This is a genomic window from Janibacter indicus (genome assembly GCF_900176385.1).
Lineage (GTDB): Bacteria > Actinomycetota > Actinomycetes > Actinomycetales > Dermatophilaceae > Janibacter > Janibacter indicus.
The window spans coordinates 172014-187051 of sequence record NZ_FWXN01000006.1 but is presented as its reverse complement, the minus strand read 5'-3'; the positions used below and the strand labels follow the sequence as shown (position 1 = coordinate 187051).

The 15038-nt window shown below is 72.7% G+C and carries 12 protein-coding genes; 8 read left to right on the top strand and 4 right to left on the bottom strand.

Annotation, left to right across the window (positions count from 1 at the left end):
• Positions 1-31 precede the first annotated feature (31 nt).
• The gene (locus B9B60_RS08935) at positions 32-1345 is read right to left on the bottom strand and encodes a hypothetical protein (RefSeq protein WP_084451023.1); all 1314 of its coding nucleotides are present in this window, start codon (positions 1343-1345) and stop codon (positions 32-34) included.
• 110 nt (positions 1346-1455) lie between these two features.
• Complete coding sequence (locus B9B60_RS08930) at positions 1456-2922, bottom strand: CCA tRNA nucleotidyltransferase (protein WP_084451021.1); 1467 nt, start codon at positions 2920-2922, stop codon at positions 1456-1458.
• Positions 2923-3280: 358 nt separating this feature from the next.
• On the opposite strand from B9B60_RS08930, the gene B9B60_RS08925 reads away from it, so the two are divergent.
• The 8 genes from B9B60_RS08925 to trxA all read left to right on the top strand — a co-directional run bounded on the left by B9B60_RS08925 (position 3281) and on the right by trxA (position 12492).
• A complete protein-coding gene (locus tag B9B60_RS08925; RefSeq protein ID WP_072626027.1) occupies positions 3281-3763 on the top strand; it encodes an NUDIX hydrolase in 483 nt (160 codons plus the stop codon).
• Positions 3736-5778, top strand: coding sequence for a DUF6049 family protein (locus tag B9B60_RS17170; RefSeq protein WP_084451019.1), 2043 nt, complete (start codon positions 3736-3738; stop codon positions 5776-5778). Before B9B60_RS08925 ends, B9B60_RS17170 begins: the two co-directional genes overlap by 28 nt.
• A 3-nt stretch (positions 5779-5781) precedes the next feature.
• The gene (gene murJ, locus B9B60_RS08915; RefSeq protein WP_084451017.1) at positions 5782-7458 is read left to right on the top strand and encodes a murein biosynthesis integral membrane protein MurJ; all 1677 of its coding nucleotides are present in this window, start codon (positions 5782-5784) and stop codon (positions 7456-7458) included.
• A 93-nt stretch (positions 7459-7551) separates the two neighbouring features.
• Positions 7552-9564 (top strand): hypothetical protein, encoded by a 2013-nt coding sequence (locus B9B60_RS08910; RefSeq protein ID WP_143445510.1) that lies wholly within the window; start codon positions 7552-7554, stop codon positions 9562-9564.
• A gap of 11 nt (positions 9565-9575) precedes the next feature.
• On the top strand, positions 9576-10202 hold the full coding sequence (sigM, locus tag B9B60_RS08905; protein WP_072626030.1) for an RNA polymerase sigma factor SigM: 627 nt from the start codon (positions 9576-9578) through the stop codon (positions 10200-10202).
• The gene (locus B9B60_RS08900) at positions 10199-10960 is read left to right on the top strand and encodes a hypothetical protein (RefSeq protein WP_084451013.1); all 762 of its coding nucleotides are present in this window, start codon (positions 10199-10201) and stop codon (positions 10958-10960) included. The genes sigM and B9B60_RS08900 overlap by 4 nt, the downstream gene beginning before the upstream one ends.
• Before the next feature lie 134 nt (positions 10961-11094).
• Positions 11095-12114: a thioredoxin-disulfide reductase gene (gene trxB, locus B9B60_RS08895; protein ID WP_084451011.1), complete on the top strand. Its 1020-nt coding sequence runs from the start codon at positions 11095-11097 to the stop codon at positions 12112-12114.
• 54 nt (positions 12115-12168) lie between these two features.
• On the top strand, positions 12169-12492 hold the full coding sequence (trxA, locus tag B9B60_RS08890) for a thioredoxin (protein WP_084451009.1): 324 nt from the start codon (positions 12169-12171) through the stop codon (positions 12490-12492).
• A gap of 96 nt (positions 12493-12588) precedes the next feature.
• Here the strand turns inward: trxA and B9B60_RS08885 are convergent, their stop codons facing one another.
• Both B9B60_RS08885 and B9B60_RS08880 read right to left on the bottom strand, forming a co-directional pair.
• Positions 12589-13743, bottom strand: coding sequence for a ParB/RepB/Spo0J family partition protein (locus B9B60_RS08885; protein WP_084451007.1), 1155 nt, complete (start codon positions 13741-13743; stop codon positions 12589-12591).
• Entirely contained in the window at positions 13740-14831 is a 1092-nt protein-coding gene (locus B9B60_RS08880; protein WP_327078577.1) for a ParA family protein, read from the bottom strand. Before B9B60_RS08880 ends, B9B60_RS08885 begins: the two co-directional genes overlap by 4 nt.
• Between the last annotated feature and the right edge of the window lie 207 nt (positions 14832-15038).

The window sequence follows — 15038 nt, the reverse complement described above, 5'->3', positions numbered from 1 at the left end:
GGCCCAGCCTGCCATCTCGGTCGAAGGGGGGTCACCACCAGTTGCCGGGGTTGATCGGTGAGTCCGCGAGCGCCTGACCGGCGTCGGCCAGGCCGTCGACGATCTCGTTGGGGGAGATCGACACGTCGAAGGACAGCGACCCACCGACGCCGAGGGTCGCGCCGATGTCGGCGGAGATGCTGATCTCCTCCATGGAGACCTCGGCGCCGACGTCGGCCTCGACGCCGATGCCGTAGGACAGCGACCCGGAGACCCCGACATCGGCGGGACCGAGGTCCTGGCTCACGCCGCCCTCGATGCTGCCGCCGGCGAAGGCCTCGAAGCCGGCCTCCACCTGGGCGCCGGCCGGGCCGATCTGCCCGCTGGCGCCGGCCTCGGCCTCCGCGCCGATGTAGCCCTCGGCGTTGGCCGTCGTCCCATGGTCGTTGCCCCAGTGGGCCTCGCCACGGGCCAGGTAGGCACCGGCCTCGGCGTTGGCCTCGACATAGGCACCGCGGGTCGCGTCGACGCCCATCGAGCCCTGGCTCTCGGCGTTGTAGGACAGGACCTCGCCGCTGGCGCCGGTCTGGTCGTCGCCGACGTGCCCACCGGCGACCCGGTCGCTCACCCCGGCGTCCCACAGGTCCTGCTCGACGATCGGCTCGCTCTGGACCTCGTCGAGGACGGCCTGGGTGGTCGCGAGGCCCTCGTGGTCGAAGGAGCGCTCGTGCGACCAGGACTCGCCCCACTCACCTCGTCCGGCGGTGCTCCGCGTGCTCTCGCGGGTGGTCTCCCACCCGCCGTCGTGCTCGGTCGTGCGGATGTCGGTGTGCGTGTCGCCGAAGATGCCCTGGCTGTCGCGCCAGGTGCCGTCCGCCCCCTCCTGCCAGGTCCGGCCGGTGAGCGGGTCGTAGTGGTGGAGGTTGCCGTGTTCGTCGCGGTTGGTCCGAACGCCCATCGACCCCGGGTCACGCTCGAAGATGTCGTAGCCGCTCGGGCGGTCGTAGGTGCGCCGCGGGCCGTCCTGGCCGGCACCGTTCCCGACCGTGCCGGCGCCGCGCGACCCGCCCGCCCCCGGTCCACCGCTCCCGCCGGCCCCCGAGGCCCGGTCCTGGTCCTCGGCCTGGCGCTCCAGCCCGGTGGCGAGCGCACGGAGGGTCTCGCTCGCGGCGCCGATCTGCTTGGCGGCGTCGGAGGTCCAGCGCACGACGAGCTCCTGCCCGTCGTCACCGAGCCAGTGCTCGCGCAGGCGCTCGGCACTCGCATTGCCCTCGCCGAGGACGTCCGTGAGGGCCTGGACCTCGCCCCGCAGCTGACCCGCGATCTGGCGGACGCGGCCCGAGTCCATGCCGTGCTGGACGCTCATGTGTCTCTCCCCTGATGGCCCCGCGGGCCTCGAGTGCGGTCAGCACCCCAACCTAGGCAGGTCCGGTCGGGGAGGACATGGGGAGCACTCCCCCCTTCGCCCGGCAGGCGTCAGGAGCGCTGCGCCCACCACTGCCGCAGCCGCTCCTGGGCGGCCTCGGCGCCGATCGGCCCCTCGTCGAGCCGCACCTGGAGCAGGTAGCGGTAGGCCTCGCCGAGGACCGGGCCCGGCTCGATCCCCAAGACCGCGGCGATCTGGTTGCCGTCGAGCTCGGGGCGCACCTTGTCCAGCTCCTCCTGCTCGCGCAGGACGGCGATCCGCTCCTCGAGGTCGTCGTAGGCGCGGCGCAGGCGGGTGGCCTTGCGCTGGTTGCGCGTCGTGCAGTCGGCGCGGGTCAGGCGGTGCAGCCGCTCGAGCAGCGGGCCGGCGTCGGTGACGTAGCGCCGGACCGCGGAGTCGGTCCACTGGCCCTCGCCGTAGCCGTGGAAGCGCAGGTGCAGCTCGACGAGACGGGCCACGGCCTTGGTCGTGTCCTTGTCGAAGCGCAGCGCCTTCATCCGCTTGGCCGTGAGCTTGGCACCCACGACGTCGTGGTGGTGGAAGGAGACGCCGCCCCCCGCCTCGAAGCGCCGGGTGCGCGGCTTGCCGATGTCGTGCAGCAGCGCCGCCAGGCGCAGCACGAGGTCCGGTGCCGGCACCGGGTGGTCGGGGTCGGCGTCGGGGCCCGACAGCGGGGGCCCCTCGAGGTCGATCGCCTGCTGCAGCACGGTGAGCGAGTGCTCGTAGACGTCCTTGTGCCGGTGGTGCTCGTCGATCTCCAGGCGAAGGGCGGGCAGCTCCGGCAGCACCTGCTCGGCGAGCCCGGTGTCGACGAGGACCCGCAGACCGGCCACCGGGTCGTCCGCGAGGAGGAGCTTGACGAGCTCGTCACGCACCCGCTCGGCCGAGACGATCTCGAGGGTGCCGGCCGCCGCGGTCATCGCCTCGAGCACCTCGGGAGCCGGGACGACCCCGAGCTGGGCGACGAAGCGCGCCGCCCGCATCATCCGCAGCGGGTCGTCGCTGAAGGAGACCTCGGGGGTCGACGGCGTGCGCAGCCGACCGGCGGCGAGGTCGAGCATGCCCCCGTGCGGGTCGACGAGCTCGAGGTCGGGCAGGCGTAGCGCCATGGCGTTGACGGTGAAGTCGCGGCGCACGAGATCGTCCTCGAGGTTGTCGCCGAAGGCGACGACCGGCTTGCGGGTCACCCCGTCGTAGGCGTCGGCACGGTAGGTCGTCACCTCGACCGTGTCCGACCCCTTGCGGGCGCCGATGGTGCCGAACTCGCGCCCCATGTCCCAGTGCGCGTCGCCCCAGTCGGCGAGGATCGCCTCGGTCTGCTCCGGGGAGGCGGAGGTCGTGAAGTCGAGGTCACCGCTGGTGCGTCCGAGGAAGGTGTCACGGACCGGGCCGCCGACGAGGGCCAGGTCGTGCCCCCCCTTCGCAAAGCGCTCACCCAGGTCGGTGAGCAGCGGCACCGTCGGGGCCAGGTGGGCCACGGCGGCACGCAGGATCTCCGGGGGCAGGTCGGGGGACATGGGGCCCAAGGTTACGTGGGCGCCGTCCCCCGACCCGACATCACAGCACCGGGGCGTTGGGCAGGCAGCGCAGGGTGCCCGAGCCGTCGGCCTTGAGCGCGCGCTTGGTGATGTCGATGAAGTCGATCGCGCACGTACTGGTTGACATAGGTGCCGTGGACGAGGACCACGGGGTTCTCCCCCGCCCGGGGGGTGCACCCCAGCCGGACGCCCTGCGGCTGGGCGTCGTCGTCGACGCGGTCCGTCCTCATTGACGGACCTACCAGACAGTAGTGACGACGGCGCGACCCCGCAGTGCGGGAAGGGCAGGGTTCGCCACCCGAGGAGGCACCCGAGGTCGCATGGCTACAGTGACCACATGAGTCACCCCGCTCCCACCTCCGGACCGCAGCGCCGTCTGCCCGCGGTCGAGGAGCGCAGCGCGGGCGGGGTGGTCGTCGACGTCCACGAGGGCGAGGCGCGGATCGCCGTCATCGCCCGACGCAACCGGGCCGGTCGTCTCGAGTGGTGCCTGCCCAAGGGGCACATCGAGGGCGAGGAGACGCTCGTCGAGACCGCTGCCCGCGAGGTCGCCGAGGAGACCGGCATCGAGGCGCGGGTCCTCGTCGAGCTCGGGACCATCGACTACTGGTTCGCCACCCCCGACCGACGCATCCACAAGTTCGTCCACCACTACCTGCTCGAGGCCATCGGTGGGTACCTGACGATCGACAACGATCCCGACCACGAGGCCGTCGACGTCGCCTGGCTTCCCCTGCGCGAGGCGCACCGGCACCTGACCTTCCCCAACGAACGACGCATCGCGAGGGAGGCGTGGCAGCGGCTCGCCGGCGACGCCTGAGCGCGGGCATCGCGGGCCTGCTGCTCGCCCTGCTCGTCGCACTCCCCGTCGCTGCCGCACCCGCCGTCGCCCCCGCCGCTCCGGGCGATGCCCGGATCACGATCACCTCGATCACCCCGGTCGTCGACGGCGACGGCACCGCCACCGTCCGTGGCCGGGTGAGCAACACCGGCAGCGAGACCCTCGACGGGCCGCGGGTCGCCGTGGTCCCCCGGGAGGCCGGCTCCGGCCGGTCCGACATCGCGGAGTGGGCGAAGGGGGACACCCCCGTCTCCGGGACGGCGCTCGCCGAGACGACCCTCGACGACGTGCCGGCCGGTGGCTCGGCGACCTTCACCCTGCAGGTCGACGGCACCGACCTGCTGCCGGGCACCTCCGCCGGCGCCGCCTGGGTGAGCATCCAGACCGATGCGCGCGCCGTCCACACCTTCATCGGGGTGCACCGGACCAAGGAGTACGAACCGCTCGACGTGCTCTGGGGCGTCCCGCTCCTCCTGCCCGCCGACCGCCGCCTGTGGAGCACCGGGCGCGACGACCGGACCCGGGCCTGGCAGGAGACCCTCGGCGAGGACTCGCGGCTGGCTGCGCTCACCGCCGAGGAGCCCGCCGACGACGAGTTCTGGCTCGTCGACCCCTCCCTGCTCGACGTGCCCAGGACCGGTGGTGACGTCCAGGACGCCGAGCGGGACGTGCGAAGGGAGTTCGCCGCCACCCTGCGCGAGCGGATCGTCGGCTCGCGGACCCTCGTGCTCGCCGACGCCGACGCCGACGTCGCCGCAGGCGCCGAGTCCGAGCCCGCGGGGCGCCTCGTCTCGGCCCGGCTCGCCGACGGCGCGCGGGTCGCGCAGGCCCTCGGGGCACGCAGCGACGTGCTCTGGCCGGCCGACGGGCTGGCCACCGGCGAGCGCGCCGAGGCCCTGCACGAGCTGCGGCCCGGCGGCGTCGACCCGACGCTGCTCGTCCCGAGCACGAGCCTGGAGCCGTCGGGCTTCACCCCGACGGGTGGCGAGCGCACCTCCGCCGGGAGCCCGGTCGTCGTGCGCGACGGGCCGCTGTCCCAGGTCGTCGAGGGCCTGGCCTCCGACGCCGACGTGACCCTGGCCCGCCAGCAGCTCGTCGCCGAGACCGCGGCCGTGCTCCGCGAGCGCCCCGGCACCCCCCGCACCGTCGTCATCGTCCCCGACCGGGGCAGCACCCCCTCGGCGACTGCCTGGCAGGAGCTGCGCGACAGCGCCGACGACATCCCGTGGCTCGGTGGCGGCGACCTGCGGTCGACGCTCGACCACGCCCGGGACGCCGAGGCCTCGCAGACGCCGCGCACGCGCGGCCAGATCGCCGACGCGACCCGGCCCGCGGCGACTCCCGGCCCGATGCTCGCCGAGAGCCGCGCCCAGCGACTGCTGCGCGACGCCCGGTCGATGGCCACCTTCGCCTCGGTACGCTCCGACGGCACCGGCTGGCGGTCGCAGATGCAGACCTCGCTCCAGCAGCTGACGTCGACGCGGTGGCGGGGCAATGGCTACGGCTTCATCCGGATGCACGACGAGATCGAGCAGGAGGTGACCCTCGCCCGGGACGACCTCGTCGTCTCGTCGGGCGACGTCAACTTCTTCGCCGACACGGGTCGACTGCAGATCACCGTCGTCAACAACACCGACGTCCAGCTGTCCAACCTCGCCGTGCGCCTCACCCCCGGCAACCACTCGTTGCGCATCGACGAGCAGCCCGAACCCGTGACCATCGGGCCCGGCGGGCGGCAGACCGTCACCGTGCAGGCCTCCGCCCTGGCGGCCGGGCAGGTCCCGGTCGACGTCGCGGTGACCACGCCCGGAGGGCGCGAGATCGCCGCACCGGCGTCCCTCCAGGTCAAGGTCCGGCCCACGGGGGACTCGATCTACTGGGTCATCGGCGGCGCGGCCGCGCTCCTGCTCGCGGCAGGCACGTGGCGTACCGTGCGGGGCGGCCGTCGCGCACGGGCGGCCGCGCCCGAGACCACGGACCCCGAGGGGACATGACGCATGAGCGAGGCCGCGACCCCGCAGGAGGACCTCGGCGACGACGCCGAGCACCGCTCCGGCCCTGACATCGGCCGGTCCAGCGCGATCATGGCCTCGGGCACCCTCTTCTCCCGGGTGCTCGGCTTCGCCCGCAACAGCCTCACGGCCTATGTCGTCGGCCTGACGATCATCGCCGCCGACGCGTGGAATGCCGCCAACACGCTGCCCAACATCTTCCACCTGCTCATCGCTGGTGGCGTGCTCAATGCCGTCATCGTCCCCCAGATCACCCGGGCGATGCGCGACGCCGACGGCGGGACGACCTACATCAACCGGCTGCTCACGCTGTCGGTGACGGCCTTGGCCGTCATCACCCTGCTGCTCATGCTCGCGGCGCCGCTGCTCGTCTCGCTCGTCGTCTCGAGCAGCTGGCCGCCCGAGGCACGCACCCTGGCGACCGCCTTCGCCGTGCTGTGCCTGCCACAGGTCTTCTTCTACGGGCTCTACACGCTGCTCGGCCAGGTCCTCACGGCCCACCACAAGTTCGGTGCCTTCATGTGGTCACCGGCGCTGGCCAACCTCGTCGCCATCGGTGGCCTGCTGTGGTTCGTCGTCACCGACCAGACCCGCCAGGGCTCCGTCGACGAGTGGACCCCCACGATGATCGCCGTGCTCGGCGGTTCGGCGACCGTCTCGATCGCCCTGCAGGCCTTCGCGCTCGTCCCGGCCCTGCGCAGCACCGGCCTGCGCTTCCGCCCGGTCTGGGGGCTGCGCGGCAGTGGCCTCCGCGGGGCCTCGCGGATGGCGATGTGGGCCTTCGCCGCCGTCGTCGTCGGGCAGGGCGCATACCTCGTCAACTCCCGGGTGCTCACCGGCGCCCTGCACGCCGCCGATGCCCAGGGCGTCGAGGGCGCCGGCCTGACCGCCTACGCCAACGCCTTCCTGCTCTTCATGCTGCCGCACGGCATCATCACCGTCTCCCTCGTCACCGCCCTCTTCACCCGAATCTCGCACGCCGCGCACGACGGCGACACGCGAGCGGTGGCCGCCGACCTGCGCCGCGGTCTGACGCTGCCCGGCGCGATCCTGCTGCCGGGGACCGCGGCGATCCTCCTCGTCTCCCCGTGGCTGCTCGCGGCCGTCCTCCCGGGCACCCCGCGCGACCAGACGGACGCCTCCGTCGGTGTCCTCGTCGCCATGATGATCGGGCTCGTGCCCTACGGCTGGTTCTTCCTCGTGCAGCGCGCGTTCTACGCCTACGAGGACGGTCGCACCCCCTTCGTCCTGCAGCTCGTCCTCACCGGGGTCGCCCTGACCTTCACCTTCGTCGGCAGCATCGGCGCCCCCGTCCACGCCGCCACCTGGGTCGGGCTCGGGCAGACCGTCTCCAACCTCGCCGCCGCGATCATCGGCCTGTGGCTGCTACGTGGCCGGCTCGGGTCGTTGGGGCTGGCCCGCGTGGTCCGGCAGTTCGCGCGCATGGGCATCGCGACCGCGCTCGGGACCCTCGTGGGCTGGGGCGTGCTGCGCGGCCTGCTGGTCGTGGTCGACGGCGGCACCTGGGTCGGTGCCCTCGCCATCACCGCCCTCGTGGGCGTCGTCGTCGTCGCCGTGGCACTGGCGGTCTCCCTCCGCCTGCGGGTGGAGGAGGTCAACGAGCTCCTCGCCCCGCTGACCCGGCGCCTGCGACGTGGCTGACGCGCCCCCGGACCCGGCTCCCCGGATGGGCCGCCGGGTGGACCTAGGATGGCGCGGCAGGCACACACCGACGAGAGGGGCAGCGTGCACGGGGTGAACCCGGGGACGGAGCTCGGTCGCTACACCGTCGAGACGCGGATCGAGGAGATCCCCGGCGGCGAGCGCTGGGCGGCGCGCGACACGACGCTCGACCGAGACGTGACGCTCGTCGTCATGCCCAGCGACGCAGACTCGACCGCTGCCGCACTCGACGCGGCCCGGCGGGCCGCCGGTGTCGAGGCGGCCCAGCTGGTGCGCATCCTCGACGTCGGCAGCGAGGACGGGCTGTCCTTCATCGCCGAAGACGCCGTGGGCGACGCGACGACCTACACCGAGGCCATCGGCACCGACGGGCTGCCCGCCGAGGAGGTCCGCCGGATCACCGGCGAGGTGGCCACGGGCATCGAGGCCGCCCGGGCCCGAGGCCTGCACCACCTGGCTCTGACCCCCGACCTGGTGCTCCTCACCGGCGACGGCCGGGTCAAGGTCCAGGGGCTGGCCACCGCCGCCGCCCTCGCCGGCATCGAGACCGAGGGTGAGGAGGCCGACCGCGACGACGCGACCGGCGTCGTGGCCCTGGCCTATGCCGGCCTCACCGGCACCTGGCCGCTCGATCGGCCCAGCGGACTGCCCACCGCCACCCGCGACGGCAGCGGACCGCCACCCCCTTCGCGCGTGGCGGTCGGGGTCCCCGGTGACCTCGACACGATCTGCCGCGAGACGCTCGGCGAGGGCACCGGTCCGGACTCACCCGGCGACTACGCCGCCCAGATCGCCCCCTGGTCGCGCATCCCGCTCGCCGGGGCCCTGCGCACCGCGCCGTCCGCTGCCGACGAGACCACGCAGACCGTGCCGACAGGCTCCCGGTCCGACACCGAGACTCCCGACGAAGCGGGTGGCACGGGTGCCGCCGTCGCCGGTGGGGCGCTCGCCGGCGGCGCCGCCGTGGCGTCCGCTGCCGACGGCGACGAGACGACGGCCATCCCGCGCGAGAGCGACGACGAGGTGACCCGCGAGATCAACCTCCGTCAGCGCGAGGGAGTCACCGCCACGATCACCCGGGGCGACGATACGCCGGCCGGGCGCAGCCAGCGCAGCCGGGCCGCCCGCGACGACGACAGCACGCAGCGACTGCCCCGAGAGCGCTCCCGCGACGAGGGCTCCCGCGACGACAGCGCCCACGGCCGCCGGACCGCGGCGGCCGCCGCAGCTGCTGCTGCCGCCGCCGGCGCCGTCGGCACCGGGGGCAAGGTCCTCGGCGACCGACTCGGCAAGGCGGCCAAGACGGCTGGTGGCCGCTCCCGCGAGGCCATCCACGACGCCCGGGCCCGCCGCGAGGCCATCCGGGCCGACCAGCGCACCCGCAGCTCTCTCGGCTCGGCGCCGACGACCGCCGAGGTCGAGGCCCCGGCACCGCTGCTGCCGGCCGAGGCGGGCGCACCGCCGAGCCGCCGCCAGGCCAACCTCGTGCTCGTGGTCATGGCGGGCTTCGTCGCGCTCGCCTGCCTCTTCGGCGGGATCGGCGCCTCGCGGATCGGCTCCGGCTCCGACCTGGGCCGCATCCTCGGCGGTGACGAGACCACCGCGGTCGCCACGAGCGAGGACACCGGCGGCTCGGGCAGCCCCTCGGGTGGTGGCGAGCCGCTCGCCATCGCCAATGCCGCCGGCTACGACCCGGCCCCGGGTGACGGGGTCGAGCACAATGCCGAGGCACCGCGCGTCTACGACGGCAACCCCGACACCACCTGGACGACCGAGGGCTACGGCAGCGAGGCCTTCGGCGGCGTCAAGCAGGGCGTCGGCATCACCGTCGACCTAGGCCAGTCCCAGTCGATCAGCTCGGTGACCCTGCAGCTGCCGACGAGCGCCCAGGCCACCGTCTTCGCCGGCGAGCAGCCGGCCAACTCCGGTACCGAGGTCGGCCGCACCCAGGGCCGCACCGGCGAGGTGGAGCTGCAGCCCTCCTCGGCGGTCAACGGCCGCTACGTCACGGTGTGGTTCACCTCCCTGACCCCGAGCGACGACGGACGCTACCGCGCGGCGCTCGGCGAGATCACCGTCCGCTGAGGGGCCACCAGATGAGCGACGCATCCCTCGCCGAGATCGACGACCGGCTGCTCATGCGCCGGCACGTCGAGGGCGATGCCGAAGCCTTCGGTGAGATCTACCGCCGCCACCGCGATCGCATGTGGGCCGTGGCGGTCGGCGTGTGCGGCGACCGCGAGATCGCGGCCGAGGCCGTCCAGGAGGGCTTCGTCTCCGCCTTCCGACGGGCCGGCTCCTACCGCGGTGACGCCGCGGTCACCACGTGGCTGCACCGCATCGTCGTCAACGCCTGCATCGACCTGACCCGCAAGGTCCGCCCGACGAGCGAGCTCACCGACGAGGTCATCGCGTCGGTGCCCCCGGCCGCCGACGCGACGGGCAAGGTCGACACCCGGCTGGCGGTGCACGAGGCGCTCACCCGCCTGTCCGACGAGCACCGGGTCGCGCTCGTGCTCGTCGACATGCACGGGCTCCCCGTGGCCGAGGCCGCGCAGATCCTCGACATCCCCACGGGCACGGTCAAGTCCCGCTGCTCGCGGGGCCGTGAGGCCCTCGGCAAGATCCTCGCGGCCGCAGGTGTGGGCGTCGACGGAACCTCAGGCGCCGCTGCCTCGTCAGACACAACAGGCCACCAGACAGACGAAGGGAGGCGGCCATGATCCAGGACCAGGACCCCACCGGGATGCGTCACCTCCTCGCCTCCCTCCGGGAGAGCGGGCCGATGCCCGACGACCTGGCCGAGCGCATCCGCGCCACGCTCGCGGACGAGCAGGCCGCCCGCACCGATCCCGACCGTGCGGGCGCGCCCGGCGAGGACTCCCTGGCCGAGGACGAGGGCTCCGGCTTCTGGAGCACGATGAGCGAGCCCGACGGTCCCCGCCGGCGCCGCTCGGTCGCCCCGTGGATCCTCGGTGCGGCTGCGGCGACGGTCGTCGCGCTGGGCGTGGGCGGGTTGATGCTCTCGCAGAGCGGGTCCGACGAGACCGGCAGCGCCGGAGACGCCGCGCCGATGCAGTCCACGACCCAGAGCTCGGCCACCGAGAGCTCGGCGGCCGCGGACGGCAGCGAAGCTGGGGGTGAGGTCCCGGCCTTCTCGATCACCGCCAGCGGCACCGACTACACGCGCTCGTCGCTGGGGTCCGAGGCGGCCACGCTGCTCGAGGACCCGACGCAGGCCCCCGAGCCCAAGAACGACAAGGTCCTCGGCACCCTGACGACCGCGGCCGGGGCGACGGACTGCCTCACCCGCCTGGGTCAGCCACAGCTGCAGGCCGTCGTCATCGACGTGGCGACCTTCGAGGGCAAGGACGGGTTGCTGCTCATCGCGCAGACCCCGCCCGACGGCGAGGCCCGGGCCTGGGCGATCACCTCCGGGTGCGAGCCGATCTGGCCCGACTCCTTCGCCGTCCCGCAGTAGCCCGACCCGCGGGCGGGTGTGCGGGCGGTGAGGTGATCCCCCTTCGTCGTGCAGTGGGCGACCATGGAACAGACCGCGCCTACGATGACGTTGTCACCTCAGACCGACTTCACCCGACCCCAAGGACTCACCCCGTGGCCGACGCCAGCACCGACATCCGCAATGTCATCATCATCGGTTCCGGCCCCGCGGGATACACCGCGGCCGTCTACGCCGCCCGCGCCAACCTCGAGCCGTTGATGTTCGAGGGGTCCGTCACCGCCGGCGGCGCCCTGATGAACACGACCGACGTCGAGAACTTCCCCGGCTTCACCGAGGGCATCATGGGCCCCGACCTCATGCTCAACATGCGCGCCCAGGCCGAGCGCTTCGGCACCGAGATCGTCACCGACGACGTGACCGCGGTCGAGCTCACCGGCCCGGTCAAGGTGGTCACCGACGGTGAGGGCAACACCCACCGGGCCCGCGCCGTCATCCTCGCGATGGGGTCGGCCTACCGCGAGCTCGGTCTCCCCGACGAGAAGCGCCTGTCCGGGCACGGCGTCAGCTGGTGCGCGACGTGCGACGGCTTCTTCTTCCGCGAGCAGGACATCGTCGTCGTCGGCGGCGGGGACTCCGCCGTCGAGGAGGCCACCTTCCTGACGAAGTTCGCCCGTTCGGTGACCATCGTCCACCGCCGCGACGAGCTGCGCGCCAGCAAGATCATGGCCGACCGTGCCCACTCCAACGACAAGATCCGCTTCGCGTGGAACTCCGAGGTCGCCGCGATCCACGGCGACGACAAGGTCACCGGCCTGACCCTGCGCGACACCGTCACCGGCGAGACCCGCGAGATCGAGGCCACCGGGCTCTTCGTGGCCATCGGCCACGACCCGCGCAACGAGCTCGTCCAGGGCGTCGTCGACCTCGACGACGAGGGCTACGTGCTCACCGAGGGCCGGTCCTCCCGGACCAACCTCGACGGCGTCTTCGCCGCCGGTGACCTCGTCGACCACACCTATCGTCAGGCGATCACGGCCGCCGGCTCCGGCTGCGCAGCCGCGCTCGACGCCGAGCGCTGGCTCGCGGCCCACGAGGAGGCTGCGGCTCCCGCCGTGGACCAGGCCCTGACCGCCCAGGACAACCCCGTCGCCGGCACCGTCGGCGCCCGCTGAGCGGTCCTGCCGCACCGACCCCCAGACCACACCCACCGAGAGAGAAGGACCCCCATGGCCACCTCCCCCACCACCGACGCCACCTTCGACCAGGACGTCCTCAAGAGCGACACCCCGGTCCTCGTCGACTTCTGGGCCACCTGGTGCGGCCCGTGCCGCGCTGTCGCGCCCGTCCTCGAGGAGCTGTCCGGTCAGTACGACGGCAAGCTGAAGATCGTCAAGCTCGACACCGACGCCAACCCGCAGATCACGGCGCGCTACGGCATCACGTCGATCCCGACGATGCACGTCTTCAAGGACGGCGAGATCGTCAAGACCCTTGTGGGCGCCATGCCCAAGCCCAAGCTGGTCAAGGAGCTCGAGCCCTTCGTCGGCTGAGTTTGCTTGTGGCACAACGAGATTCGTCTCGTTGACCATGTGAGAGGGCCCTACGGTGATGTCACCGTGGGGCCCTCTCGCATGTCGTGGTCCAGCTCAGCCGTCGACGTCCTCGGAGGCCACGCCCATCTGACCGAGGACGCGATGCAGGTCCTCCATCGAGGCGAACTCGATCGTCATCCGGCCCTTGCGCTGCCCGAGGTTGATCTTGACCCGGGTGTCCAGGCGGTCACTCACCCGACCGGCGAGGTCGTCGAGCTGGGGGTGGTGGCGCCCGGCGCGCGGAGCCGTCCGCCGCTCCTTCTCCGGGGCCAGGCCCAGAGCGACGATCTCCTCGACGCTGCGCACGGACAGGCCCTCGGCGACGATGCGCTGCGCCAGCCGCTCCATCTGCTCCCCGTCGTCGAGGGTGAGGAGCGCTCGTGCGTGACCAGCGCTGAGCACACCCGCCGCCACGCGGCGAGCCACCATCGGCGGCAGCCGCAGCAGGCGCAGCGTGTTGGAGATCTGTGGCCGCGACCGGCCGATGCGGCCGGCGAGCTCTTCCTTGGTGCAGCCGAAGTCGTCGAGGAGCTGCTGGTAGGCGGCCGCCTCCTCCAGGGGGTTGAGGTTGCTGCGGTGGAGGTTTTCGAGGAGCGCGTCACGCAGGAGGTCATCGTCCTCGGTGGCCTTGACGATCGCCGGGATGCTCTCGCGCTCCGCGGCTCGGCTGGCACGCCAGCGACGCTCACCCATGATGAGCTCGAAGTCGACGCCGTCGTCACCATCGCTCACCCGGCGCACGACGATCGGCTGCAGGACCCCGATCTCCCGGATCGAGTGGACCAGCTCGCTCATGTCGTCCTCGTCGAAGACGGTGCGCGGCTGGCGCGGGTTGGGCCGGATCGCGTCAAGCGGGATCTCCGCGAAGCTGGCGCCGGGGACGGGCGCGAGGCCGTCCACGGGGTCGTCCGTCGTGGCCGAGGTGGCCGGGACCTCGTCGGCGGTCGAGGGGCCGCTCACCGAGCCCTCAGCACCCGTCTCGGGCGAGACGTCCATGGTCACGGCGTCATGGTCCGCGGGGACCGGAGTGGCCGGCGCCTGGGCGGTCGCCTCGGCGATCTTGCCGGCGACGGTGTTGGGCAGGGCAGTGGGCCGCTCCTGGTCACGGAAGAAGACGTCCACCGGTCGCTCTGCAGACCGGCCGGCGACCCCCGAGTCAGGGATCAGGGCGCCGAGGCCACGTCCGAGTCCGCGTCGCTTGTCACTCATGCGTTGTCCTTCTGCTCTGCGCCGCGGCGGGCGATCTCGGTGGCCGCGTCGGTGTAGGACCGGGCGCCCGTGCTCTGGGGGTCGTAGGTGATGACCGTCTGCCCGTGACTTGGCGCCTCGGAGACGCGAACGGATCGGGGGACGGTGGAGCTGAGGACCTGCTCGGGGAAGTGCTCGCGCACCTCCTGGGCGACCTGGGCGGACAGCCGGGTGCGGCCGTCGTACATGGTCAGCAGGATCGTCGACACGTGCAACGCCGGGTTGAGGTGCGTGCGGATGAGGTCGATGTTCTTCAGCAGCTGACTCAGGCCCTCGAGGGCGTAGTACTCGCACTGGATCGGAATGAGCACCTCACGCGCGGCCACGAAGGCGTTGACCGTGAGCAGCCCGAGACTCGGCGGGCAGTCGATGAGGACGTAGTCGATACGAGGATCCCCGGCCTCCTCACGCTCGGCCATCCACGCCGCGATGGCCTTGGTCAGACGGCCCTCGCGGGCGACGAGGGAGACCAGCTCGATCTCGGCACCGGCGAGGTCGATCGTCGCGGGGACGCACCAGAGGTTGTCGACGTCGGGGCAGGCCTGCATGACCTCGGAGATGGGTGTGCCGTCGACGAGCACGTCGTAGATGCTCGGCACCTCGGCGTGGTGATCGATGTTGAGGGCCGTGCTGGCGTTGCCCTGGGGGTCGGTGTCGATGAGCAGGACCTGCAGCCCCGCGTCAGCCAGAGCCGCTGCGATGTTCACCGCGGTCGTCGTCTTGCCGACCCCACCCTTCTGGTTGGACACCGTGATGATGCGCGGCTGCGGAGGGCGGGGCAGCGCCGTGGTGACAGGTGGTGCCGTGGAGGAGCCGTCGACGACCTCCGGTGGGCTGGTCGTGGGGTCCACTGGGCACTCCTCGTCATCGTTGGCCTCGTGGACCCTGTCATCCGGTACCAGCGTGCCGACGGCGCTCGCGTCGGGTGTCTCGGGCACGGTCTCCGAGGACGCTGGGCGCACTCCGAACCAGCCGATCGGTGCGGTGTCGGTGGGGACCTCGAGGGCCGGCCACCCGATACCCGGGATGACGGTGCGTGGTGTGGTCACCGAGACATTCCTCCTCAAGGGACTGCGAGCCCAGCCATACAACCCCAGACCGGGACGACACGCCAATCGGGGAGCGGGCTGTGGACAAGTGGGGGGCAATTCGAGGGTTTTCCACCGAATCAGTCGTGTTGTCCACAGAATCAGTGGACAACTGGATGGGTGTTCACGGCCAGCAGGAGCTCATCGAGGGATGGCACACCCATCGCC

Coding starts and splice junctions, on each gene's coding strand:
- B9B60_RS08900 (WP_084451013.1), top strand. CDS start 10,199: ATGATCCAGGACCAGGACCCCACCGGGATGCGTCACCTCCTCGCCTCC.
- B9B60_RS08885 (WP_084451007.1), bottom strand. CDS start 13,743: ATGAGTGACAAGCGACGCGGACTCGGACGTGGCCTCGGCGCCCTGATC.
- sigM (WP_072626030.1), top strand. CDS start 9,576: ATGAGCGACGCATCCCTCGCCGAGATCGACGACCGGCTGCTCATGCGC.
- murJ (WP_084451017.1), top strand. CDS start 5,782: ATGAGCGAGGCCGCGACCCCGCAGGAGGACCTCGGCGACGACGCCGAG.
- trxA (WP_084451009.1), top strand. CDS start 12,169: ATGGCCACCTCCCCCACCACCGACGCCACCTTCGACCAGGACGTCCTC.
- B9B60_RS08925 (WP_072626027.1), top strand. CDS start 3,281: ATGAGTCACCCCGCTCCCACCTCCGGACCGCAGCGCCGTCTGCCCGCG.
- B9B60_RS08930 (WP_084451021.1), bottom strand. CDS start 2,922: ATGTCCCCCGACCTGCCCCCGGAGATCCTGCGTGCCGCCGTGGCCCAC.
- B9B60_RS08935 (WP_084451023.1), bottom strand. CDS start 1,345: ATGAGCGTCCAGCACGGCATGGACTCGGGCCGCGTCCGCCAGATCGCG.